The sequence below is a fragment of the Halomonas sp. genome, from assembly GCF_052095695.1.
Lineage (GTDB): Bacteria > Pseudomonadota > Gammaproteobacteria > Pseudomonadales > Halomonadaceae > Vreelandella.
Genome location: NZ_JBQDLQ010000007.1, coordinates 22,873 through 46,870, shown reverse-complemented (window position 1 = coordinate 46,870; position 23,998 = coordinate 22,873). Strand labels below are relative to the sequence as shown.

Sequence of the window (23,998 nt, the reverse complement as noted above, 5' to 3'; positions counted from 1 at the left end):
GCGAAACTTTTCAAATCTCAATGATCTGTCAATATGATTAAAGTAGCCGCTGCAAGGCCGCATTGAGAAAAAGTAAGAGCGAAAGAAAAAGGAAAGCACTATGGCCCAGACCTATCACACCACGGTGGGAAGTCGCTGCTACCGCTTCGCAAGCCTAGCTGAGCTAATGGCAAAAGCCACGCCGCCTCGTTCGGGTGACCGCCTGGCCGGAGTGATGGCAGAAAGCGCTGCAGAGCGCGTGGTCGCCCAGATGCTACTGGCCGAGCTCCCGCTCACTACCTTTTTAAATGACGCCTTAATTCCTTACGAAGACGATGAGATCACCCGGCTAATTATGGATGATCATGACGCCGATGCTTTTGCCTCCATTCGACATCTCACAGTGGGTGATTTTCGTAACTGGCTGCTCTCGGATCATGCGTCCAGCGAAGCGCTTACCGCCATACGCGCAGGCGTTACGCCTGAAATGGCCGCCGCGGTCAGTAAGCTAATGCGCAACCAGGATCTCATCTTGGTAGCAAAGAAGTGCCGGGTCATTACCGCCTTTCGCAATACCATTGGCCTGCCTGGGCGGCTCTCCACGCGCTTACAGCCTAATCACCCTACCGACGACGTAACGGGCATTGCCGCCAGTATTCTCGACGGCCTGCTCTACGGTAGCGGCGATGCGGTGATTGGCATCAATCCCGCCACTGATAACGTCGCCCAAAGCGTTAAGCTGATGCGCTTAATGGACGATGTGATCCAGAAATATCAGATTCCTACTCAATCGTGCGTGCTCACGCATGTGACCAATACCCTGGAAGCGATAGAGCAGGGCGCCCCTGTGGATCTGGTCTTTCAATCCATCGGTGGAACGGAGGCGACTAACCGCAGCTTTGGCTTTGACTTGAGCACGCTGGCGGAATCCGAATCTGCGGCGCAGTCGCTTAATCGCGGCACGGTGGGGCGCAACGTAATGTACTTTGAAACCGGCCAAGGCAGCTCGCTTTCTGCCGATGCTCATCACGGGCTCGACCAGCAAACCTGCGAGGCGCGTGCCTATGCCGTGGCGCGTAAATTCAATCCTCTGTTAGTGAATACCGTGGTGGGCTTTATCGGTCCCGAGTATTTGTTTGACGGTAAGGAGATCATCCGCGCCGGGCTTGAAGACCACTTCTGCGGCAAGCTGTTGGGCGTGCCCATGGGATGCGATGTTTGCTACACCAACCACGCTGAAGCCGATCAAAATGATATGGATAATCTGCTGACGCTACTTGGCGTGGCGGGCTGCAACTTCATCATGGGTATCCCCGGTTCTGACGACATCATGCTCAACTATCAGACCACTTCTTTTCACGATGCGCTTTATGCGCGCAGAGTGCTGGGGCTGAAAGCGGCACCCGAATTCGAGCGATGGCTTGAAGAAATGCAGATTTTCCAGGATGTGAGTACCTATCGGCTTAATGACCAGCTGCCTGCTGCCTTTGCAAATAGCTTGCGTCATCTACCTAAGGAGCCTCGCCATGGCACATAACGGATCATCGCCTATCGTGGTGGAGAACCCCTGGGAGCGTCTCAGCGCCTTTACCGATGCACGCATTGGCTTAGGGCGAGCGGGCATCAGCCTGCCGACCAGCAAGCTGCTGGCATTCCAGCTGGCCCATGCTCAGGCGCAAGATGCGGTCCACTGCCCGCTAGACGTCGAAAAACTGGCCGATGAGCTTGCTCAGGCCCTTGATTTGTCTCAACCGCCTCTGCGCCTGCATAGCCATGCCCAAGACCGTGCAACGTATCTTCAGCGGCCCGATTACGGCCGTCGGCTTAATGACGAAACCCGTGAGCAATTGCAGCAAGCCGCTATATCTCCGCAGCGCTTTGACCTGTCGGTGGTGATTGCCGATGGGTTATCGGCACTGGCTGTGCAGCAGAACAGTGCAGCGTTTCTCAGCGCACTGTATCAACTGTTCAAAAACGATAACGCCGATTGGCAGCTAGCGGCGCTCACGATTGTTGAGCAGGGGCGGGTCGCGATTGGCGACGAGATAGGCGCACTGCTGAATGCTGATGCCGTGCTGGTTATGATCGGTGAGCGGCCTGGGCTGAGCTCGCCAGATAGCCTGGGGCTGTATATGACCTGGGCGCCTCAGCCAGGGCTAAAGGACGATAGCCGCAACTGTATTTCTAACGTGCGCCCGGCAGGCTTGAAAGTTGAAGAAGCCGCCAGGCGCTTTTTTTTACTGTTGAAGGAGGCCCGCCAGCGTAAGTTGTCAGGCGTTACGTTGAAAGACCGCAGCGAAGACGATGTGCTTGAAGGCGACGCCGCTGCAAACGGCTCCACGCGTAACTTTTTGGTTGCCGATTAACGCGGTTAATCCACGCAAGTTGCACCCTGAAAAGAGCCTTCTAGATCGATCAAATCAACATCTTCCAACAACAATATGGAACATCGTAATCAGTACTTGAAACGAGGAACGGCACGCCGCTGACAACTCTTTCGTTCCACATGAAAAGGTCGCAACGATGACACAACCCTCGATTGATCAGGCGTATCTGGCAAAGCGCCAGCTGCGTAAAGGTACTGCTGGGTGGATGCTGCTAGCAGGACTTGGCGTTTCCTACGTGATTTCCGGAGATTTTGCCGGTTGGAACTTTGGTATCGCCGAAGCGGGATGGGGCGGCTTTGCGATTGCCGCCTGCTTAATGGCGCTAATGTACCTTGCCTTGGTGCTATCGCTGGCGGAGATGTCGGCGGCGATACCGGCCGCGGGCGGTGGCTACAGCTTTGCTCGCCAAGCGATGGGGCCGGCAGGCGGATACTTAACCGGGCTTGCGGTATTGATCGAGTACGCCTTAGCGCCCGCCGCGATTGTGATTTTTATTGGCGCGGCGATTGAGTCATTGCTAGGCATCAATGGGCCACTGATTTACCTGATTTTCTACGCGGTGTTTATCGGTATTCATCTGGCTGGCGTGGGTGAAGCGCTTAAAGTCATGATGGTCATTAGCGGCCTGGCGGTATTTGCCATCCTAGCGACCGCTGTGGCGCTGGTGGGCAGTTTTGACGCGGCCAATCTATTTGATATAACCCCCACCGATGCAGCGGGCGCGAGCACGTTTATGCCGTTTGGTTGGTACGGCGTTTGGGCGGCGCTACCGTTTGGAATGTGGCTGTTTCTGGCAGTCGAAGGTGTACCGCTGGCCGCTGAAGAAGCCAAAGACCCCGCGCGCGATATGCCTAAAGGGATTATCGCTGCGATGCTGTTTTTGCTGTTCACCGCGCTGCTGGTGGTTGTGCTGTTAGCCGGTGCTGCCGGTGCTGAGATGATCGGGAAAAGCGGCGTGCCGCTGGTTGATGCGCTGAATGCGACCGGCAATCCGATGCTGGCGACCACGGTTAACGTGCTGGGCTTGGCTGGGCTAATTGCCTCGTTCTTTTCGATTATTTATGGCTATAGCCGATTGGTGTTTGCGCTATCGCGGGCGGGCTATTTTCCTAAGCGTCTATCGCTGACCAGCGGGCGTAAAGTGCCTTATCTGGCGCTGATTGTCCCCGGTGCGTTTGGTTTTCTGGCATCGCTAAGCGGGGAAGGCGACCTGATGCTAGCGATGGCCGTGGTAGGGGCAACCATTTCCTATGCGCTGATGGCGCTAAGCCATATTTTACTGCGTTTAAAGCAGCCTGATTTGCCACGGCCCTATAAAACCCCGGGGGGAGTTGTGACCTCCTCGATTGCGCTGGTGCTGGCCTTAATTGCCTTAACTGGCGTATATGCGTTTGATCCACGCGCGTTTAACTACACCATCGTGCTGTTTATCGCCGGTGCAGCCTACTTCTTCCTTTACAGCAAACATCATCTGGTGGCGAAAACAGCCGAAGAAGAGTTTGCGCTGGTGTCCGCCTCACCTGGGGATCTGGATAAGAGCGAACCCACATCAACTACCGCTAAACTGTAAGCGAGCCAGCGATTAGGCTACTGTGGTAAGCCCCTGGCGGTATGACGTCGGGGGGGGGGCTTAGGAACCTCTGATTAACTATTGTGCTTGCCTATACGGCGTTAAAAAATCGGCTCAAAATGCTCATTTACAGCGCGTAAACTCCGCTATGCTCGGGAAGATAATTAATGAGGCAATCATGACAGTAAGGCCGCATTTAGTGGTGTTTACCGGATCGGGAATCAGCGCTGAGAGTGGCATCAAAACGTTTCGTGCCAGCGACGGCCTTTGGGAGGACTACCCGATTGAAGACGTCGCCACGCCACGGGCGTGGCAGCGTAACCCACAGCAAGTGTTGGATTTTTATAATCAGCGCCGCGAGCAGATCCGCCGAGCTAAGCCCAATGCGGCACATAAAGCCCTGGCGGCCCTTGAGCAGGGTGGGTTTGACGTCAGCATCATTACCCAGAATATCGACGATCTTCACGAGCGGGCAGGTTCGCATCATGTGCTGCACTTACATGGTGAGATTTTAAAGGCGCGCTCATCGATTGATGACCGCATGCGCTATCCGCTACCTAAAGGGGGCATCGAACTGGGCCAGGTTTGCGACAAAGGCAGCCAGCTACGCCCTGATGTGGTTTGGTTTGGCGAGTCGGTGCCGCTATTTGCCGAGGCCTGTGAGCTTGTCAGTAAGGCTGATTTTCTATTGGTGGTGGGTACCTCGCTGGCGGTGATGCCTGCCGCTTCGTTGCTCTCGTACATTGACTACGAGACGCCCTGCGCGCTGGTCGACCCAGAGGCCGATATGCTCAGCCCTCCGGGCGTCTTGGCGATCAATGCCACCGCGGGCGAGGGTGTTCCCGCGCTAGTCAATCGCTGGAAGCAGCAAGGTAATTTGCGACTGTCTTGAAAATTCGAGCCGCAAGTGAATCGGTACAGCCTTTGGCTTTATTAAGCTCTTAAAAACCACGCTTTCATGACGTCGGTAATCTGGGTGATTTCCGCTTCAGAGGTGATATAGGCGGGCATGGTATACAGCCAGCGACCAATAGGACGCAGCCAAACGCCACGTGTGCGGGCAAAGTCTCCTACGCCTTTTAGCGTCTCTGCAGAGTGTGCCTCGATCACGGCGGTGGCACCGAGTACTCGAACGTCGGCAACGGCTGAATGTGCGTTTAGCGTCTGGTCTTCCAGTAGCTCATGTCGCAGCTGCTGGCTGAGTCTCGCAATTTTGCCCAGGTAATTCTCTTCCTCAAATACACGCAGACTCTCCAGCGCCACGCGACAGGCGAGCGGATTGCCCATAAACGTGGGGCCGTGCATAAAAGCATGCTGAGGGCTGTCACCGATAAAGGCGTCGTGGATGCGATCCGTCGCCAGAGTGGCGGCGTGACCCAGATAGCCGCCGGTTAAGCCTTTGGAGAGCACCATAATGTCCGGCGTCACGTTCGCGTGGTCAGCAGCAAACAGCTTGCCGGTGCGGCCAAAGCCGGTGGCCACCTCATCGAAAATCAGCAGCACGCCAAACTCATCGCACAGCGCCCTGGCGCCAGCAACATAGTCGGGCGAGGTCATGTTGAGCCCGCCAGCAGCCTGTAGTAACGGTTCCATCAATAGCGCTGCAATCTCGTGATGATATTGCTCAAGCACCCCTCGCAGGGCATGAAGATCGTGTTCAACCTGCTCTGCGGTGGCATCAAAAGGAGCCGTAGGTGCCGGGGCAAAATGATGCTGTGGCAGCAGGCCTGAAAAAAGGCTGTGCATGCCTTCTTCCGGGTCGCACACCGCCATACAGCCGGTGGTGTCACCGTGGTACGCCTTCATCAGCGAAAGCATCTTTACCTTGCCGGGATTGCCGATGAGCACCTGATATTGGAAGGCCATTTTCATTGCCACTTCCATGCCCACCGAGCCGCTGTCCGAATAGAAAACATGATTCAGCCCGGCGGGCGTAATACGCACCAGCTCACGCGCTAACTGGTCGGCGGGCTCATGGATTAAGCCGCCAAGCATGACATGGCACAGCTCGCCGGCCTGCTCACGAATAGCCGCCACCAAGCGCGGGTGGCCGTAGCCGTGGATCATGCACCACCAGGAACAGGTGGCATCCAGCAGGCGTTCACCGCTTTCAAGCACAAAGTGAGCACCTTCACCGCCGACCACCTTGGGCGCGGGTGCTTGTGTTTTTAGATGTGAATAAGGATGCCAAACCGGCGTATTCATAACGGCTCCAGGGAGAGATAGAGGGCGGCAGTCGCGGCCTCGGGGGCATCAAGATGAGGAATAATGCCTAAGCAGGGGGCCGCCAGTTTTGTTTTTAAATGGGCAATATTGGCCTCAAAGCGAGTTGAGTCGGCTGCAAAGCCGGGGTCGACCACGCTGCCTGCCCAGCCTGCGAGCCGCAGGCCATCGGCACGAATGGCTTCTGCCGTTAAGCGGGCATGGTTCAAGCAGCCTAGCTTTAGGCCGACGACCAGAATCACCGGCAGCTTGAGAGCGATAGCCAGGTCGGCGAAATCTTCCTGTTCGTTTAACGGGACCCGCCAACCGCCAGCACCTTCAACTAAGGTGAAGTTTCTCGGTGTTTGGATAAACGTTCTGCGCAGGAAGTGATTGATGGTGCTGGCTTTCAGCGGTTGGCCTGTTTCTATCGCAGCGAGATGAGGCGCGATAGCGGGTGCAAAAGTAATGGTGTTCACCGTGGCGTAGTCGACAGATGGCACGCTCTGTCGCTGTAATGCCAAGGCATCGTCGTTACGCAGACCGTCGCTTGTCTGCTTACTGCCGGAGGCCACAGGCTTAAGGCCCAATGTGCTCAGTTGCTGCTGGTGAGCGGCATATAGCAACGCGCTGGTCACCAATGTTTTACCCGCATCGGTATCGGTACCCGTCACGAACCAGACGTTCATAGTGATTTTTCCAACTGCAGTGTTAAGCAGCGATAGCTCACCGGCAGACCCTCCTGCTCCCGCCACTGCTCAAAGCGCGTTTGTGCAGTGGCGATGTCAGCTCGCGTAAGATGGGTGTGCGATCGAGCAAGCTGTGCTCCCACACCTTTAATGGACGCCATAACGGCATTTAGATCGGGATAGTAGAAACGCTCAATCGATGCGCTCTGCTGAATAATAGTTAAGCGGCTTTTACCGATGGCCTGCACGACACTTGCTTGGCTAGGCGTTTTTAGCAGAGCTTCGGGTCTCTGCCAGGCTTGGGCAACTTCTTTCAACGTTCCTGGCAGTAGTGTCGTGATATGCGCTTGCCCACCAGGCTGTAACACGCGGTAGAGTTCATCCATGACGGCGCCAATATCGGGACACCACTGCACCACCAGATTGGAAAACACCAGATCAAATGAACGCTCATCAAATGGCTGGGCGGCAGCGTCGCCTGGTTGCCAGTCAATGTTTTCACCGTGGCGCTGGCGGGCCTGTTCCAGCATGCCGGGCGCTAAATCTAATCCAGTGATATGCGCGCGGGTGTAACGGGTTGCCAATCGCTGGGTCCAGTAGCCGGTGCCGCACCCCATGTCCAACACGTTTAAAGCATGGGTAGGTAACGACCCCCAAAGTATCTCGCCTATTTGGCGCTGCGCAGTGGCTAGCGCATCGTAGCGAGGGGCGGCGCGGGAGAAGGCGTGGGCGACTCGCGCCTGCCAGTGAACTTCGCTGTTCAGCGTTAGATCCATCATAAAATCGCCATGTTGGCATGAGCCATCTGGGTCGCATGGCGGATAATTGACGCCGCGAGAGCCTGCTGCTGGGAGAGCATCGGGCAATGCCCGACACCGCTTAGCGTTTCGCTTATACGGTGCTGAGCGCGGCTAATGAAGGGATCATATTCGCCGGTGAGACGCACAGCCGGGCAGGGGGGCGCCGCTAAGCGTGAGCGATTATCAATCGACACCAGCCACTGTAGGCCGGTAGCAAGAGTGGTGTTGTGGGCGGGTGGTGTATCGCCCAGCAAACCACGTAGTTGCCGATATGCCTGCCGAGGGTTGGGTTCTCCTTGCGCCTGCCAGCGCAAAAAATGTTGCCACGTCGCGATAGGTTCGCGCTGAAAGGCACGTTGGAACGTATTTAGCTCGCTGATAGCGACACCGCCGCTGGCACTATCTTCGCCACGGGTACAGAAAGTATCGCCCGCACCGAGCAGAATTAGACCGCGTGGAGGGGGAAGGTGTTCAAGTAGCGCCGTTGCCAGTAGTCCGCCTAATGACCAGCCGACCCATACCGCATCGCAGGATAATGCTGATGCCATAGCGCCGGCTAACTGTGTCAGCGTTGCATGGTTTTTTATCTCAGGGGTATCGCCATAACCAGGCCACTCAATAGTCTTAATCTCAAAAGAGTCTGGCCAGTAAGCTTGTAGCGGTCGCCATATGCGGCTATCGACTCCCCAGCCAGAAAGCAGTATTAAGCGCAGGCGTTTCATAATGACTCCTGCTGCTGGCAGTCGTGAAGTGCCGCCAGCAGTCGATCAATATCCGCGTGCTGATGGCGTGCGCTAAGGGTAATGCGTAGCCGGGCTTCGCCTTTAGGCACCGTGGGTGGTCGAATCGCACCTACATGTATACCTTGTTCTCGTAACTGAGCGGCCCAACGCAGCGTGCGCAACTCGTCTGCTAATATTAGTGGTTGAATGGGGGTGGCTGAATCGCTGAGCGATAGCCCCAAATGCAATGCCTCATGGCGAAAGTAAGTGATGTTAGCGTGCAGATGGGCACGGTGTTCTGGTTCCTTCTGAACGATCTCCAGCGCTTTGAGGGTTGCGTTGGCAATGGCCGGGGGCTGAGCGGTGGTGTAGATGTAGCTGCGTGAAAACTGAATCAGATGATCGATTAACGCGGCATCCCCGGCTACAAATGCTCCTGCAGTGCCCAATGCTTTGCCTAGTGTGCCGACCAAAATCGGCACATCGTCACTACGCCAGGTGCTGCCCACACAACCACTTCCTTCATCGCCGAGTATTCCTACGCCGTGGGCATCGTCGATCATCAGCCAGGCATTATGGCGTTGGCTTACTGTTACTAGCGCCTCAATATCTGCGATATGGCCGTCCATGCTGAAGACCCCATCGCTGATGACGAGCTTGTGCGCGCTATCGCTGCGTTTCAGCAGATTATCCAGGTCTTTCATATTGCGATGATGATAGCGCCTGGAGCGTGCGCCGCTTAAGGTGGCTCCATCCAGTAGTGACGCGTGGTTGAGGCGGTCTTGACAGATAGCCGTGTGGCTATCCGTCAGTGCTTGCAGCACGCCAATATTCGCCATATAGCCCGTGGAAAAAAGCAGCGCCCGCTGCCGCCCCGTCCAGCTTGCCAAGGCTTCTTCCAGCGCATCGTGAATATCCAAGTGACCGCTGACCAAATGGGAGGCACCGGCCCCTGCCCCGAAACGCCGCGCGCCTTCGGCCTGGGCCTCGCTGACGCGTGGATCGTGGGCAAGACCCAAGTAGTCGTTACCTGCAAAGTCGAGCGTGTCACGCGGCAGTGCTTGGCGCGCTCGCCAACGGTGTTGCCGCTGATGATTTGCGCGTGCATCGTCTAAGCGTTGTGGCCATGCATCAAGCACTGACATCTACCGCTAACTCTGCAATGCGTTCGGCGTGCACCTGCTGCTGCGCTTGCTGAGCGAGACGGGCGACGTGGGTAGCGTCACTTTCACAGGTGTCGCGTGTTTCAGGGTGAAGGCCGAGCTTGTTAAACAATGCACGATCGCGATTTGCCTGGGGGTTGCTGGTCGTCAGCAGTTTATCGCCGTAGAAGATCGAGTTGGCCCCGGCCAAAAATGCCAGCGCCTGGGTCGACTCGTTCATCTGCTCACGGCCGGCGGATAGCCGCACGTGGCTCTGAGGCATCATAATGCGGGCGACCGCAATGGCGCGGATAAACACAATGGGATCTAGATCTTCGACGCTTTCCAGCGGCGTGCCGGGCACTTTGACCAGCATGTTGATCGGCACGGACTCCGGGTGTGGTGACAGCTTGGCCAGCTGTTGCAGCAGGGCGCTACGGTCTTTAGCCTCTTCGCCCATGCCAAGAATACCGCCGGAACAAACCTTCATGCCCGCGTCGCGGACGTTAGACAGCGTTTCCAGGCGGTCGCTGTAGGTACGTGTGGTGATGATTTCGCCGTAGTAATCCGGCGAGGTATCCAGGTTGTGGTTGTAGTAATCAAGGCCCGCTGTGGCAAGCCGGCTAGCTTGCTCGCCATCCACCATTCCCAGCGTCATGCAGGTTTCCAGACCGACCGCCTTGACCTGACGTACCATCTCTTCGACTAACAATAGATCCTTGTCGCGCGGGCTTCGCCACGCTGCGCCCATGCAAAAACGGCTCGCACCGGCTTCTTTAGCCGCCTTGGCTTGTTCGACGACTTTTTCAATTTCCAGCAGTTTCTCTTTTTCAAGTTGGGTATTGTAGTGACCGGACTGGGGGCAGTATTTACAGTCTTCTGGGCAGGCGCCGGTTTTAATCGATAGCAGCGTCGAAATCTGCACCGCGTTAGCATCAAAGTGGGCACGATGAACCTGCTGGGCTTGAAACAGTAGGTCGTTAAACGGTAGCGCGAAAAGCGCGTTGATTTCATCCAGCGTCCAGTCGTGACGCTGGCTAAGGCGTTTTTCGCGGGCTAATGACATGATGTAAACCTTTTGGGTTTTAATAGTTGACGAGACTTTAGCGGCGTTGCGCTTTATGTGTCAACGTTGGAAAGTTTTTAGGTTTACGGTGGCGATGGAAAGATTCGTCAATATAGCGCGCGCTCCTTTATACTCTGCGCCCTTTTCCACACTTGAGAGCGCGGATGTCTGCTTTTGATCGCCTCGTTGATACTGGTTCTACAGGATATGGTTCTTCTGGGCATGGCGACGGCTCCGTTGCCGAATTTCCGCGTCCCCCTGGGCGTGAATTCAAAGCGCGCGGCAGTTTTGTGACGCGCTGTGAGGCTTGCCAGCTTCCCGTCATGAACTGTTTGTGCCCGTATCAGGTGAAGGCTGAGAGCTACGCGCAGGTATGGTTATTGACCCATCCGCTCGAACATTTTAAGCCGACCAATACCGGGCGTTTGATACGCGATGTGTTGACAACGACGCAGGTGTTTACCTGGTATAGGATGGTGCCGGATGCACGCTTGCTGGCACTGCTGGAAGATCCGAGCTATGCGCCTTTTTTGATTTTTCCTGACGATCAGGTCGATTACGCCGATAGAGTAGTGGGGCGGGATGCGGTTGAAGAGACTAGAAGCCAGGCGCGCATTCCTGTATTTATTATTTTAGACGGCACCTGGCGCCAGGCGCGGCGCATGTTTCGCAGAAGCGTCTATTTGGATAAATTGCCGATTCTGCCGCTACATACCGAGCGTGAAACCCGCTATCGGTTAAGAAAGCCTGCGTCTAAAGCGCATCTGTGTAAGGCAGAAGTGGCCATCGAACTGCTGCGCCAGGGCGGTGATATCGCCGCTGCGGATAGGTTAGATGATTATTTTGATGTGTTTAACGATAGCTACGCGGCGAGCCGGCTGCATCACAAAATTGATCCGCCGACCGCCGCCATGCGGCGTCTTTCTGCACAGCGAGACGCAGCGCTCACCGGGGAGTGAGCGCTGCAAAGAGCGCTTTTACGCACTGCCAAATAACGCACCAGCAATTCTAAAGCCTGCCACCCAGGTGCCTATTGCCGAGCCGAGAGTGGCGAGAATAAAGACTAGCAAGGTGCGCGATACGCGGTTCTTCCACCAGCCTTTTAGCTGCGTGACATCGTGGCGCAACGTTGAGAAGTCGCGCACTTTGGGTTTACGCATGTAAAGCTCAACACCCGCAGCTACGAAGCCTGCGCCAATCGTCGGATTCAGCGATGTCAGCGGGGCGGCGAAGAAGGTGGCGATCACGGTCACTGGGTGTGCTAAAGCGATGATGGCCCCACCGCCCGCAAGAATTCCGTTAATCAAGAACCACTCAAGAACCAGCTGCCAGCCAAGGCCGGTGTTGCGCGAGAAGCCGACGGCAAAGCCCGTTAACACTAGCGCGGTAATCAGCCACGGCAGAATTTTCCAGAGTTTCGTTGGCGCCGGGGTCGCTTCAAGTGATTCGCGCTCAACCTTAGGGTCAGCGGGCAGCGGCGCTTCAAGATGCTCAACGGTCCCTTTCAGGTGACCTGCGCCGATGACCACCAGCACGTGCTGGTAGCGCCCCGGAGGGGCATCTTCTGCCAAGCGTAGCGCCATATAGCGGTCACGCTCGCGAATAAGCGGTGCATAAAGCGCTTCAGATTCGGCGGCAAACTCATTGAACGTTGCCTCAAGCATATCGCCTTCTTTGAGCTTTTCGATATCCTCTTTGGAAACATCCTGACGTGATAGCACGCTGCCGATAAGGCCTGAAAATAGCGAGAAGCGCTGCCACCACGGCACGTTGCGATAAATGCGCTTTAGCGTCAGGCCCACATCGCGGTCAACCAGCAGAAGCGGTAGCTGCAGCCGGCTAGCTTCTTCCACCGCCGCGCGCATTTCTGCCCCAGGCTGAATGCCGGACTGATCGGCAATGCGCTGCTGAAAAGCGCCCAGTGCAAGGCTTGCGGCCACCATGCCCGCTTTGCCTTCTTTAAATACTTGGAACAGGTCCTGTTCGCCCATGGCATCTGGGTTGGACATGCTGTGATGGCGGGCGTCACAGAGCTCAATAGCCACGGCATCGAACGCGCCGCTGTCCAGCAGCTTGCGCACGTCGTCCGCGCTCTCTGCTGATACGTGGGCAGTGCCCAGCAACGTATAGCGGGTATCGCCAATGGCAATCGTTTTTAGCGGCCCGCTGGTGGCCGGGAGTGAGGCCGGCGCTGCTTCCAGCGGTGGTGTCTGTGTGTCCGGCGTATCGTTACCAGACGCTTCTTCAGGGAACGTATCTTCGTGATTCATTAACGGCTCTCTAGTCGATCAAATAAGTAGGCCTGATGTGTGATATTTAACGTCGCCAGAAGGCGGGAGTAAAAAGCACCAGTACCGTAAAAATTTCCAGACGTCCTAGCAGCATGGCCATCACCAGGATCCATTTCGCGAGGCTAGGCAAGTCGCCATAGTTAGTGCTGGCTTCACCCAGTGCGGGGCCAAGGTTGTTGAGCGCTGACCCAACCGTCGACCAAGCCGTCACTTGATCTACGCCGGTCGCCATTACTCCTACCAGCATTAAAAAGAACAGTAGGACGTAAACGGAAAAGAAACCCCACACGGCTTGGGCAATGCCGTCGGGAACGCTGACTTTACCGACCTTCACCGCAATCACCGCGTTGGGATGAATCAGGCGCATGATTTCACGCATGCCCTGCTTAAGGATCAAAATAATCCGAATGACTTTCATGCCGCCCGCCGTCGAGCCGGAACAGCCGCCCACAAAGGCTGCGACAAAGAGTAAAAACGGCAGCGCCCCCGGCCACATCGAGAAGTCGGCGACGCTATAACCGGCGGTCGTGGCGACAGACACCACCTGGAAAATCCCGTGCCGTAAACCGCGCTCCGTTTCGTAGGTATTTGTCAGCCAGAGCGACAGCACCGTGATCACCGCCAGGGCGAGCAGGAAGAACATTAAAAAGCGTGCTTCCGGGTCATGGAAGTAGTGCAGCAGGCTTTTTTCACGCCAAGCGATAAAATGCAGGCTAAAGCTAAAGGCTGATATCAGCATAAAGACGACACAGATCATTTCAATCGTTGCGCTATCAAAATAGCCGATACTGGCGTCATGCGTAGCAAAACCACCGTTGGCAACGGTGGAAAAGCTGTGGCTCAGCGCATCAAACCAGCTCATGCCCGCCAGCATATACGCAATCATGCAGGCGATCGTCAGCGTGGCATAGATGTACCACAGGGCTTTCGCCGTTTCTGTGATGCGGGGGGTGAGTTTGGAGTCTTTGAGCGGTCCCGGGATCTCGGTACGATAAAGCGCCATGCCGCCAATGCCGAGCGTGGGCAGAATAGCCACCGCCAATACCACAATCCCCATGCCACCTAGCCACTGGAGCTGCTGGCGATAGTAAAGAATCGATTCGGGTAAGAAGTCGATGCCGGTAATTACCGTTGACCCGGTGGTGGTTAAGCCGGAGAACGACTCAAACACCGCGTCGGTAATGCTTAACGAGCCTTCTCCAAACAGCACCAGCGGCAGCGAGCCAAACAGCGCCAGTACCGTCCAAAACATCACGGCGATAATAAAACCATCACGGATCCGTAGCTCTTTTTGAGAGTGCCGGTTGGGTAAATACAGCAATAGCCCCGTGACGACCGAAATCGCCATGCCGATGATAAAGGCACTCCACACGCCGTCGCGAAACCACAGTGACATCAACGTGGGAGGCAGCATGGTAAGGCTGAAGAGCATCAGCAGCAGCCCCAAAATGCGCAAGATAACCCGCAGACTCATGGTTGTCGCATGCTCCTGTTATTCGTTCTGAGTGGCAGTGATGCTGGGGTTATCAAAAGAATGTTAAACCAACTTGGAACAGGCGCTCTACATCGCGGATACGCCGCTTATCGATCACAAACAGAATCACGTGATCGCCGCTTTCTACCATGACATCGCCGTGGGCAATCATGACCTCTTTGCCACGTACAATTGCGCCGATGGTGGTGCCGTCGGGTAAGCCGATGTCACGAATGGCACGTCCGACTACTTTGGAGGACTGCTTGTCGCCATGGGCGATGGCTTCAATCGCCTCGGCCGCTCCGCGACGCAGCGAGTGCACGTTAACGATGTCGCCGCGCCGTACGTGGGTGAGCAGGCTGCCGATGGTGGCCTGCTGAGGGGAAATTGCAATATCGATTTCGCCGCCTTGGACCAAATCCACGTACGCCGCGTTGTTAATCAGCGTGAGCACTTTTTTCGCTCCTAGACGCTTGGCGAGCAGCGATGACATGATATTGACTTCGTCATCGTTGGTCAGTGCGCAGAAGATATCGCACTCTTCAATGTTTTCTTCTTCCAGCAGGCGCTTGCTGGTGGCGCTGCCGTGCAGTACGACAGTACGGTCCAGACGTTCGGAGAGCGTGGTGCAGCGCTCCAGATTGTGCTCGATGATTTTCACCTGATGGCTGTGCTCTAAGTGCTCTGCCAGCCGCTCACCGATATTACCGCCACCGGCGATGACGACGCGGCGAAAGTCGCGTTCGACTCGGCGCAGCTCGCTCATTACCGCGCGAATGTCGCGACGGGCGGCCAGAAAAAACACTTCGTCGTCGGCTTCAATCACGGTATCACCGCGCGGAATGATCGGCCGGTTACGTCGGTAAATAGCGGCTACGCGGGTATCCACATTGGGCATGTGGTGGCGCAGAAAGGCGAGGTCTTGACCCACCAGCGGGCCGCCGTAAAAGGCCTTAACCGCCACCAGCTGAACCAATCCACCGGCAAACTCCAGCACCTGCAGCGCCCCCGGATGCTCAATCAAGCGGCGTACGTGATCGGTGACCACCTGCTCCGGGCTGATCAGCACATCAATGGGGATGGCTTCGTGGGCAAAAAGCCCTTTGCGGGTTAAGTACGCCGTGGCCCGCACTCGGGCGATTTTGGTGGGCGTACGAAACAGCGTGTGCGCTACCTGGCAGGCGATCATGTTGATCTCGTCGCTGTTCGTCACGGCGATCAACATATCGGCATCTCCACAGCCCGCCTGGCGCAGCACTATAGGATAAGAACCCGGCCCCGTGATGGTACGGATGTCGAGTTTGGTGTGTAGCTCGCGTAGTTTTTTGGCATCAGTGTCGACGACGGTGATGTCGTTTTCTTCGCGAGCGAGGTGTTCTGCTAAGGTGCCGCCGACCTGGCCGGCGCCAAGAATGATGATTTTCATTGCTGAGCATCGGTTCCGTTAAAAGCACCAGCGCGATGTCGAAAGACGATCGATCTTTCGACTCCTTCCTGCTAGACCCTGACGTTCATGAGTGCATCGATTCAGGGCGTCTATCATGCGCTGCAATAAAGGCGGCGGCCAGTGTAAACTAGCCGCCGCTGAAAAGCAGGTGAGTATTACTCTAGCGTGAAGCCGACCTTAACCGTGACCTGCCAGTGCGCTACCTGGCCGTCTTCAATGTGGCCACGAGTATCAATCACTTCTAGCCAGCGCATATGTTCAATCGTCTGCGATGCTTTGGCCAGAGCGTTCTGTACTGCTTCCTCGATGCCTTTCTCGGAGGACCCGGTTAGCTCTACAAGCTTGTAGGTATGATGACTCATGATATCTCCTTCCTTGTCGTAGATTCACTGCCGAGATGAGGCGATAACAACGTAGTCTCGGCTAGGCAGTGCGCTTTTCTAGTCTGGCATAAAAAAAACCATCGTGACTGCTTACGGCAGGAAACAATTGGCGACCAGCGCCGCTGACAATGCCCCAGGCGACGTCGTTAGGCGTCGTAACGTGGGCATCCGGGGTGCGAGCAAGAAACGCCTCAATCTGCTCAGCGTTTTCTTCCGGCAGCACAGAGCAGGTGGCGTATAGCAGCGTGCCGCCTTCACGCAGCATGGGCCAAAGATTGTCTAGCAGCTGACGCTGAAGCTTGGCCAGCGGGCGGATATCGTCCTTACGGCGCAATTTTTTGATATCCGGATGGCGTCGGATAACGCCAGTGCCCGAGCAAGGTGCATCGAGCAAAATGGCATCAAACGGGGTGCCGCTCCACCACTCGCGCTCGGTGGCATCGGCATGCTGCAGCACGGCTTCAACGCCTAAACGGCTTAGCGTATCTTCCACCCGCGCTAGGCGCTGGTTATCGCTATCAATCGCGGTCAGTTGAAGATCAAACTGCTCTAGCAAATGAGCTGTTTTACCGCCGGGTGCACAGCAAGCATCCAATACACGGGAGCCGGGGCGTGGCGCAAGCGCGGGCCCCAGTAACGCCGCCGACAGCTGGGCCGCTTCATCTTGAACGCTAATGTGGCCGTCTTCGAAACCGGGCAGCACCGTGACGTCGCAGGGCGTTTCCAGAGTGATAGCATCGGGGGCATGCAGACATAACTGCCCAGCCAGTCCTTGTTCGGTCAGTAGGGCTAAATAGGCTTCACGGTCATTGTGATGCTGATTCACTCTCAACGTCATCGGGCCTGCGTGATTGTTGGCCTCAATGATGTCGCGCCACTGCTCAGGCCATGCCTGGCGCAGCGCATTGAGCAGCCAGGGTGGATGCTCTAGCGCGACGTTCTCATCTTTATCTACCTGGGCTTGGAGCGCTTCGGACTCGCGCTGCAGACGACGTAAGCAGCCGTTTAAAACGCGGGTAGCCCACTCCTTCTTGAGCAAGCGCGCAGCGCCCGCGGTTTCGCCGACTGCCGCATGGGCCGGGATGCGCATATACAGCAGTTGATAAATACCGACCAGTAGCAGCGCCTGAACATCGCTGTCGCGCTTCTTAAACGGCTGCTTGAGCAGCAGGCCGGCTAAGGCTTCCAAACGCGGTAAGCGGCGGCAGGTACCAAAGCAAAGTTCTTTTAGCAGCCCGCGGTCGCGAGCCACGACGCTGTGGTCGTCTAATCCAGCCAGTGAGCCTTGGTCGCTAAGCACCGGGGCCAGCGCACGCGCTGCAGCGGCGCGTACTTCTTGGCCACTGCCGCCGCTTTGTGGGGAGCGCTTTTGGTTCATCGTGAGTTTCCTTCGCTGGACTGTGCTGCTGGTTTACCAAAACGAGTGTCAATATGAGCGCCGAGGCGAGTGCCGGTGGCAAGACGCGCGTGGCGCGCATTCAACAGGTCGCGCACGGCCATGGCTTTACCGCCGGGCAGCTGCGCGCTGGTCACCCGTAGCACCTCGCGGCCCTCTACGCCGCAGGCAATCCGCAGATGATCATCGCCATGATCTAGCAGGGTGCCAGGGGCACGGGGGGCATGGTCACCTTCTCCCACGCTCGCCATCAGCAGCCGAAGGCGCTCATCTCCCAGGGCGCACCAGGCCACAGGCCAGGGGTTGAAGGCACGGATTTTGCTGGCTAGCAGTTGAGCCGGCTGAGCAAAATTGAGCTCCGCTTCAGCCTTGCTCAGTTTGGCGGCATAGGTGACGCCATCTGCAGGCTGAGGCGTGGCATGAACGCTATCGGTGGTCAGGGCGTCCAGCACGAGAATCAAGGCGTTCGCGCCTTGGGCCGCGAGGCGGTCGTGTAAATCACCGCCGGTGGTGTGCAGCGTGATAGGCGTGCGCACTTCTGACAACATCGCGCCAGTATCCAGACCAGCATCCATCTGCATGATGGTCACGCCGGAGGCGCTGTCACCTGCTTCAATGGCCCGCTGAATGGGCGCTGCGCCGCGCCAGCGGGGGAGCAGCGAAGCGTGAACATTGATGCAGCCTAATCGCGGTATATCCAGCACCGCTTGAGGAAGCAGCAGCCCATAGGCGACCACCACCATGATGTCTGCATTAAGCGCGGCCAGTTCGGTTTGAGCCGCAGGCTCTTTCAGGCTCTGGGGCTGATACACCGGCAGGTCGTGTTCCAACGCCAGCTGTTTCACCGGGCTGGGCGTGAGTTTGCGACCACGCCCGGCAGGGCGGTCGGGCTGCGTATAAACCGCCACCACGTCATGCTGGCTTTCCAGCAGCGTTGCAAGACTTGAAGCGGCGAATTCAGGCGTGCCGGCAAAAACAACGCGCAATCGTGACATAAAGAGGGGGTTACCTAGCTTATGTAAAGTATCAGTAGAAAACGTTAGGCGTCCTGCATCTGCTTATGGCGTTTCTGCATTTTTTTGAGGATGCGGTCACGCTTAAGTGGCGACAGATAGTCAACAAACAGCACGCCTTCAAGATGGTCATGTTCGTGCTGAATGCAGTGTGCCAGCAGGCCTTCTGCCTCTAGCTCGTAGGCATCGCCGTTGCGATCCAGCGCGTTGAGCTGCACCTTAAGATAGCGCGGTACTTCGGCGTAATATTCCGGAATCGACAGGCAGCCTTCCGACAGCGGCTCTTTCACGTCGCCTATCGGGGTGTAGCGCGGGTTGATGAGCACCAGCGGCTGAGAGTTATCGTCGCTTACATCCATGACAATGACACGGAGGTGGACATCGATCTGCGTGGCGGCTAGACCGATACCCCGAGCGTCATACATGGTCTCCAGCATATCGTCGACAAGCGTACGTACCGCATCGTCGACGGTTTCCACCTCAGCGGCCTTGGTGCGCAGGCGCTCATCGGGGAATTCAAGAATAGGAAGTTTGGCCATGGCGTTACAATCACCGTTATGCTGAGTCTAAATTAAGTCAAACTAGGCTGTGAGCAGCGTCGTCCAGCCTAAGTACTTTATGATGGGCCACTATACCATGCTGTCAACGTTTCTGGGCATGCGCGCCCACTGCTCACAGCGTTTCATCATCTACATCATCATCGCACCGGGGAGAGCAGCATGGCGATAAAACAACACCTTTCTCGCCGCGCTTTTGGCGCACTGTGGTTGAGCGCCGCGTTGTTAGTAGGCGTTGCTTGTGCCGCTGAGAACGGCCAGCGGGTAGTAACGCTTTCACCTCAGGTGCCTATTTCGATAGATGTAGCGCAAGCCTTTTTACGACAGCATCGCGTGGTCAATAACGCTGAAGACATCAACGAGCTGGCCTACGTTGTCGCCGGTGAAGAGCGCCGCTTGATGAGTGGCGCGGGCGATAAGTTCTATGTGAGAGGCGACGTCCTACGCCACGCTCAAGTGGGAATTTACCGCCAGTCATCGACTTATCAAACGCTGGATGGCGCTCTCTTAGGCGTCGAACTTATTAACGTCGGCACTGCTCGGCATGTAAGCGATGACGGCGATATTGCGCAGCTTGAAGTGCTTAGCTCCCATCAGGAAGTGCGGGTTAACGATCTTGTTTTACCGCTACCAGAGCCTGCGCTGGGCTCTGAGCTGATCCCGCGCGCGCCGTTAACGTCAGTCGAAGGGCGCATCATTGCCGTGCCTGATGGCGTGCGCTTTATTGGGCGCCTGCAAATCGTTACGCTGGATCTGGGCCGCCTTGATGGCCTGCTGCCAGGCCACGTGCTGCAGGTTGAGCAGCAAGGGGAGCGGGTTAGCGATCCGCGAAGTGAGGAGATGATTCAGCTGCCCAGTACCGAGGCGGGCAGCGTTATGGTGTTTAAGCCCTTTGATCACGTCAGCTATGGGCTGGTGGTGCAGGCATCGCGCGTGCTGGAAGTCGGTGATCACGTCTCTTCATCGGTTCGTTAATTAGGCGGGAAGCATCAACGTTGGTGAGTAAGGAGGAGGTATGAACACGCAGCAATGGCTGGTTATCAATGCGCTGCCTGGTATGGGCGCACTGCGGATTGCGCAGTTGGTTGCCCGTCAGCCGCAGTGGCCGGAAGGTTGGCTGGCAGCGCTGCCGAGCCGCGCAGCCAAAGAGCTGAGTGTGTGGCTTGAGCATCCTGCTCGTAGCCCGCTGCAAAAGGTGGTTGATGACACGCTGGCATGGCAGAAACACACCCCTAATCGGCATGTGCTGCACCGCGACCACCCCGCGTGGCCGGCACTGCTGAATGAAGTCGCCGATCCGCCGGTAGTGCTGTGGGCCCAGGGCGACCTTGACGCACTGGAAGGGCCTAAGCTTGCCATAGTGGGAACCCGCCGCCCGACCGGCGAAGGCAGTCACAATGCACAAACGTTTGCCCGTGACTTAGTGCGCCGTGGCTGGTGCGTGGTCAGCGGTATGGCGCTCGGCGTGGACGCGGTTGCTCAGCGTGCGGCACTGAAGGCGGGCGGCAGCACGATCGCCGTACTGGGCTGCGGCATTGATGTGATTTATCCCGCCTCACATCGTGATCTGCACGAACAGCTCAGCCAAGTACCTGGCGGGCTGCTGCTGTCGGAACACCCGCCTGGCACGATAGCGCGGCCAGCGTTCTTTCCTCGCCGCAATAGAATCGTCACCGGCCTTGCCCTCGGCACGCTGGTGGTCGAGGCAACCGAAAAAAGCGGCTCGCTGGTCAGTGCGCGGCTCACGTTAGAGCAGAATCGTGAATTATTCGTGCTACCCGGTTCACTGCATAACGTGCAGGCAAGCGGTTGCCTGGCGCTATTGCGTCAGGGAAGTGCCTCGTTGGCCTGTAGCGTTGACGATATCATCGCTGATCTTGGCCACTGGGCGGGGGCGTTTATCCCTGAGGCTGATGCCATTCAACCTGGCTTGGGGGCGTTGGAGGGTAGCCCGACTAGCGCGGAGCCGCTACCGGATACGCTACTAGTGGCGCTGTCGGCTACGCCAACGCCTATTGATTTACTGGTGCACGCAACCGGTGTGACGGTCAGCGACTGCCAGCAAAGGTTGCTGATGCTGGAGCTAGACGGCTGGGTAACCCAGCAAGCGGGGGGCTGGGTGCGGCTGCCGCGCCCATGATAGGATAAAACCATTCAAGGCACGTTAGCCCTGACGGTGAGGAGAGACCATGAGCCTGGCGACCGACCTAACCCCTGCGATTAGCGCTCTGCGTGCCGGGGGCGTGATTGCATGCCCTACGGAAGCTGTCTGGGGGCTTAGCTGCGACCCTGAAAATGACGAAGCCTTGGCGCATCTTATGCGCATGAAAGAGCGCGACCCCGCAAAAGGCCTCATCCTTGTTGCCGGCAGTATCCAACAGTTTCAACCTTGGTTAAGCCAGCTGCCGCTGACCATGCACGCGCCACTGGCCGCTAGCTGGCCAGGTCCTAATACTTGGTTAGTGCCTGACAACGGTCGTAGCCATGGACTCGTGCGTGGCGCCCATGCGCGTGTAGCGCTCCGCGTGACCGACCATCCGGTGATGAAAGCGCTGTGCGAAGCCTTTGGTGGTCCGCTGGTGTCAACGTCGGCCAACCGTTCGGGAGAGCTACCCGCGATGAGCGCCGCTGAGATCACTGGCATCTTTGGTGATGAAGTGGCTCATTTGGTGCAAGGCGAGCTAGGTGGCAATGCCAAGCCCAGTATCATTAGAGACCTAGCCACCGGTAAAAGCATGCGTTCTTAACCGGCGCTCCAACTACTTACCATTCTCCAATCACTACTCACCGCCCAGGAGTTACCGTGGCCCACGAGCATCTTGACGACGTTAAACGCTACCTTCTGGATTTGCAGGATCGGCTCTGTGCAGGCTTAGCTCAAGCCGATGGCGAGGGGCAGTTCAAAGAAGATAGCTGGAATCGTGAAGAGGGCGGCGGCGGCCGTTCCCGGGTGTTAACGAACGGTGGCGTGTTTGAAAAGGGCGGTGTCAATTTCTCGCATGTTTACGGTGCCCAGCTTCCGCCGTCGGCCACCGCCGCGCGTCCTGAGCTTGTCGGGCGCAGCTTTCATGCACTGGGTGTTTCCTGGGTGCTGCACCCGGAGAACCCTCATGTGCCGACCAGCCATGGCAATGTGCGCTTTTTTATCGCTGAGAAAGCCGGAGAGCCGCCGGTCTGGTGGTTTGGCGGCGGCTTCGATTTGACGCCCTTTTACCCAGTGGTGGAAGACGTACAGCATTGGCATCGCGTCGCCAAAGCGGCCTGCGACCCGTTCGGAAACGATGTTTATCCACGCTACAAAGCATGGTGCGATGAGTACTTCTACTTGAAGCATCGTGATGAAACGCGCGGCGTGGGCGGGCTGTTTTTCGACGACCTAAACGAAGGCGATTTCACAGAATGCTTTGCCATTCAGCAAGCGGTGGGTGACAGCTTCCTAGATGCTTATTTGCCTATTGTAGAGCGCCGTAAGCAGGATGCCTGGGGTGAGCGCGAGCGTGATTTTCAGCTCTATCGGCGCGGTCGCTACGTGGAGTTTAACTTAGTGTGGGACCGCGGCACGCTGTTTGGCCTACAAAGCGGTGGGCGCACAGAATCTATTTTGATGTCAATGCCGCCGCTCGCGCGCTGGGAATACGCCTTTACGCCCGAGCCAGGCAGCGCTGAAGCTGATCTGCAAAACTTCTTACACCCACGGGACTGGCTAAACGAAGCCGCCGAGGGCGTGCCTTACCGGAACTCTATTGAAGCGCCGTTATGACCGATTACTACTGTGTGTTTGGAAATCCAGTCAAACACTCCAAGTCGCCGCTGATTCATGCCGAGTTTGCTCATCAAACGCAGCAAGCGGTTGAGTACACTGCCCAAGAGTCGCCACTTGATGGTTTTGCGGACGCTTGGCAAGTATTTGTTGAAGAGGGTGGGCGCGGTGCCAACGTCACCGTGCCGTTCAAAGGCGATGCTTTTGAACTATGCGATACGCTGAGCCATCGAGCCGCCCGAGCCGGAGCGGTGAATACGCTAGTAGTGGGAGGCAATGGCCGCACCCACGGCGACACCACCGATGGCATCGGGCTGGTACGTGATCTGGCCTATCATCGGGTGGCGTTAGCGGGAAAGCGGATTTTAGTGGTCGGGGCAGGCGGTGCCGTGCGCGGCATTCTGGAGCCACTGCTTGCCGAGCAGCCCAGCGAAGTCGTCGTGGTTAATCGCACCGCCGCCAAAGCCGAGCAATTGGCCTGCGATTTTGTTGATCTGGGGCCTATCACTGGCGGTGGTTTCGACGCTATTAACGGAACGTTTGATGTGGTGATTAACGGTACCAGCGCTAGCCTTTCAGGCGACTTACCGCCGCTACCTGATGCGTTGTTTAATCCCAATGCCTGGGCCTACGATATGATGTACGGGGCTGAGCCGACGGTGTTTTTGCAATGGGCCGGGCCACGTGGCGCTAAACTGCTAGACGGCTTAGGCATGCTGGTCGAACAGGCCGCCGAGTCATTTTTTTTGTGGCGCAACGTGCGCCCGGATACGGCGCCTGTGCGTGAAAGGCTGCGCCAGTCGCTACAATTTGGTGTTCTTTAGCATTGAAGCGTTTCTTTACACTATTTGAGCAAAGCTAGTGCTTATTCTGCGTTAGAAGTACAAGTATCTTCCTTTCACTCTTCACACTGCCTTCGTGCCGCTAAGCAAGGAGGCAGTGTGCCATCTAGCGCTGACCACACATACCTGCTTTTTGTGTATTGACCTTCGGCGCAAATAATAATTAATAAAACATATATATAACATGGTGCATTCAGCCATATATCTGCACCGTGGAAGAGCTATAGATTCACTTGAATCACAGTGTCACGCCATTCTCAATCATTAATAAATTGATT

At 56.7% G+C, this 23,998-nt stretch carries 23 protein-coding genes; 10 read left to right on the top strand and 13 right to left on the bottom strand.

Annotation, left to right across the window (positions count from 1 at the left end; all coding sequences use genetic code 11):
- The first annotated feature begins 100 nt into the window (after nucleotides 1–100).
- The 4 genes from ACTH5D_RS02515 (at nucleotide 101) to ACTH5D_RS02500 (ending at nucleotide 4,828) form a co-directional block, all read left to right on the top strand.
- The gene (locus ACTH5D_RS02515; protein WP_441668056.1) at nucleotides 101–1,516 is read left to right on the top strand and encodes an ethanolamine ammonia-lyase subunit EutB; all 1,416 of its coding nucleotides are present in this window, start codon (nucleotides 101–103) and stop codon (nucleotides 1,514–1,516) included.
- Entirely contained in the window at nucleotides 1,506–2,345 is an 840-nt protein-coding gene (gene eutC / locus ACTH5D_RS02510; RefSeq protein ID WP_441668055.1) for an ethanolamine ammonia-lyase subunit EutC, read from the top strand. The genes ACTH5D_RS02515 and eutC overlap by 11 nt, the downstream gene beginning before the upstream one ends.
- A gap of 157 nt (nucleotides 2,346–2,502) precedes the next feature.
- Nucleotides 2,503–3,936 carry an ethanolamine permease gene (gene eat, locus ACTH5D_RS02505; protein ID WP_441668054.1) on the top strand — a complete coding sequence of 478 codons (1,434 nt, stop codon included), beginning with the start codon at nucleotides 2,503–2,505 and terminating at the stop codon, nucleotides 3,934–3,936.
- 178 nt (nucleotides 3,937–4,114) lie between these two features.
- Nucleotides 4,115–4,828 (top strand): SIR2 family NAD-dependent protein deacylase, encoded by a 714-nt coding sequence (locus ACTH5D_RS02500; RefSeq protein ID WP_441668053.1) that lies wholly within the window; start codon nucleotides 4,115–4,117, stop codon nucleotides 4,826–4,828.
- 41 nt (nucleotides 4,829–4,869) lie between these two features.
- Here the strand turns inward: ACTH5D_RS02500 and bioA are convergent, their stop codons facing one another.
- Genes bioA through bioB form a run of 6 tightly spaced genes read right to left on the bottom strand, consistent with a single transcriptional unit; the run spans nucleotide 4,870 to nucleotide 10,557 of the window.
- A complete protein-coding gene (gene bioA, locus ACTH5D_RS02495) occupies nucleotides 4,870–6,141 on the bottom strand; it encodes an adenosylmethionine--8-amino-7-oxononanoate transaminase (protein WP_441668052.1) in 1,272 nt (423 codons plus the stop codon).
- Nucleotides 6,138–6,827: a dethiobiotin synthase gene (gene bioD / locus ACTH5D_RS02490; RefSeq protein ID WP_441668051.1), complete on the bottom strand. Its 690-nt coding sequence runs from the start codon at nucleotides 6,825–6,827 to the stop codon at nucleotides 6,138–6,140. Before bioD ends, bioA begins: the two co-directional genes overlap by 4 nt.
- A complete protein-coding gene (locus ACTH5D_RS02485) occupies nucleotides 6,824–7,606 on the bottom strand; it encodes a methyltransferase domain-containing protein (RefSeq protein ID WP_441668050.1) in 783 nt (260 codons plus the stop codon). Before ACTH5D_RS02485 ends, bioD begins: the two co-directional genes overlap by 4 nt.
- Nucleotides 7,603–8,349: an alpha/beta fold hydrolase gene (locus ACTH5D_RS02480; protein ID WP_441668049.1), complete on the bottom strand. Its 747-nt coding sequence runs from the start codon at nucleotides 8,347–8,349 to the stop codon at nucleotides 7,603–7,605. Before ACTH5D_RS02480 ends, ACTH5D_RS02485 begins: the two co-directional genes overlap by 4 nt.
- On the bottom strand, nucleotides 8,346–9,494 hold the full coding sequence (bioF, locus tag ACTH5D_RS02475) for an 8-amino-7-oxononanoate synthase (protein WP_441668048.1): 1,149 nt from the start codon (nucleotides 9,492–9,494) through the stop codon (nucleotides 8,346–8,348). The genes ACTH5D_RS02480 and bioF overlap by 4 nt, the downstream gene beginning before the upstream one ends.
- A complete protein-coding gene (gene bioB / locus ACTH5D_RS02470; protein WP_441668047.1) occupies nucleotides 9,481–10,557 on the bottom strand; it encodes a biotin synthase BioB in 1,077 nt (358 codons plus the stop codon). Before bioB ends, bioF begins: the two co-directional genes overlap by 14 nt.
- Nucleotides 10,558–10,721: 164 nt before the next feature.
- Between bioB and ACTH5D_RS02465 the strand changes: the two genes are divergently transcribed.
- Nucleotides 10,722–11,516 carry a tRNA-uridine aminocarboxypropyltransferase gene (locus ACTH5D_RS02465; RefSeq protein ID WP_441668046.1) on the top strand — a complete coding sequence of 265 codons (795 nt, stop codon included), beginning with the start codon at nucleotides 10,722–10,724 and terminating at the stop codon, nucleotides 11,514–11,516.
- A gap of 18 nt (nucleotides 11,517–11,534) precedes the next feature.
- Here the strand turns inward: ACTH5D_RS02465 and ACTH5D_RS02460 are convergent, their stop codons facing one another.
- The 7 genes from ACTH5D_RS02460 to def form a co-directional block, all read right to left on the bottom strand.
- Complete coding sequence (locus ACTH5D_RS02460) at nucleotides 11,535–12,827, bottom strand: TraB/GumN family protein (RefSeq protein ID WP_441668045.1); 1,293 nt, start codon at nucleotides 12,825–12,827, stop codon at nucleotides 11,535–11,537.
- Nucleotides 12,828–12,873: 46 nt separating this feature from the next.
- A complete protein-coding gene (locus ACTH5D_RS02455) occupies nucleotides 12,874–14,322 on the bottom strand; it encodes a TrkH family potassium uptake protein (protein WP_441668044.1) in 1,449 nt (482 codons plus the stop codon).
- A gap of 52 nt (nucleotides 14,323–14,374) precedes the next feature.
- Entirely contained in the window at nucleotides 14,375–15,748 is a 1,374-nt protein-coding gene (trkA, locus tag ACTH5D_RS02450; protein ID WP_441668043.1) for a Trk system potassium transporter TrkA, read from the bottom strand.
- A 176-nt stretch (nucleotides 15,749–15,924) separates the two neighbouring features.
- Nucleotides 15,925–16,131, bottom strand: coding sequence for a dodecin (locus ACTH5D_RS02445; protein ID WP_441668042.1), 207 nt, complete (start codon nucleotides 16,129–16,131; stop codon nucleotides 15,925–15,927).
- A gap of 61 nt (nucleotides 16,132–16,192) precedes the next feature.
- The gene (rsmB, locus tag ACTH5D_RS02440) at nucleotides 16,193–17,530 is read right to left on the bottom strand and encodes a 16S rRNA (cytosine(967)-C(5))-methyltransferase RsmB (protein ID WP_441668041.1); all 1,338 of its coding nucleotides are present in this window, start codon (nucleotides 17,528–17,530) and stop codon (nucleotides 16,193–16,195) included.
- Nucleotides 17,527–18,543: a methionyl-tRNA formyltransferase gene (fmt, locus tag ACTH5D_RS02435; protein WP_441668040.1), complete on the bottom strand. Its 1,017-nt coding sequence runs from the start codon at nucleotides 18,541–18,543 to the stop codon at nucleotides 17,527–17,529. Before fmt ends, rsmB begins: the two co-directional genes overlap by 4 nt.
- 44 nt (nucleotides 18,544–18,587) lie before the next feature.
- Nucleotides 18,588–19,100, bottom strand: a complete 513-nt coding sequence (gene def / locus ACTH5D_RS02430; RefSeq protein ID WP_441668039.1) for a peptide deformylase — start codon at nucleotides 19,098–19,100, stop codon at nucleotides 18,588–18,590.
- Between the two features lie 180 nt (nucleotides 19,101–19,280).
- Between def and ACTH5D_RS02425 the strand changes: the two genes are divergently transcribed.
- Genes ACTH5D_RS02425 through aroE form a run of 5 tightly spaced genes read left to right on the top strand, consistent with a single transcriptional unit; the run spans nucleotide 19,281 to nucleotide 23,702 of the window.
- Nucleotides 19,281–20,093, top strand: a complete 813-nt coding sequence (locus tag ACTH5D_RS02425) for a peptidoglycan-binding protein (RefSeq protein WP_441668038.1) — start codon at nucleotides 19,281–19,283, stop codon at nucleotides 20,091–20,093.
- A gap of 40 nt (nucleotides 20,094–20,133) precedes the next feature.
- Entirely contained in the window at nucleotides 20,134–21,258 is a 1,125-nt protein-coding gene (dprA, locus tag ACTH5D_RS02420; protein ID WP_441668037.1) for a DNA-processing protein DprA, read from the top strand.
- 49 nt (nucleotides 21,259–21,307) lie between these two features.
- Nucleotides 21,308–21,865 (top strand): L-threonylcarbamoyladenylate synthase, encoded by a 558-nt coding sequence (locus ACTH5D_RS02415; RefSeq protein WP_441668036.1) that lies wholly within the window; start codon nucleotides 21,308–21,310, stop codon nucleotides 21,863–21,865.
- A 56-nt stretch (nucleotides 21,866–21,921) separates the two neighbouring features.
- Complete coding sequence (hemF, locus tag ACTH5D_RS02410) at nucleotides 21,922–22,878, top strand: oxygen-dependent coproporphyrinogen oxidase (protein WP_441668035.1); 957 nt, start codon at nucleotides 21,922–21,924, stop codon at nucleotides 22,876–22,878.
- On the top strand, nucleotides 22,875–23,702 hold the full coding sequence (gene aroE, locus ACTH5D_RS02405; protein ID WP_441668034.1) for a shikimate dehydrogenase: 828 nt from the start codon (nucleotides 22,875–22,877) through the stop codon (nucleotides 23,700–23,702). The genes hemF and aroE overlap by 4 nt, the downstream gene beginning before the upstream one ends.
- Nucleotides 23,703–23,998: the final 296 nt, after the last annotated feature.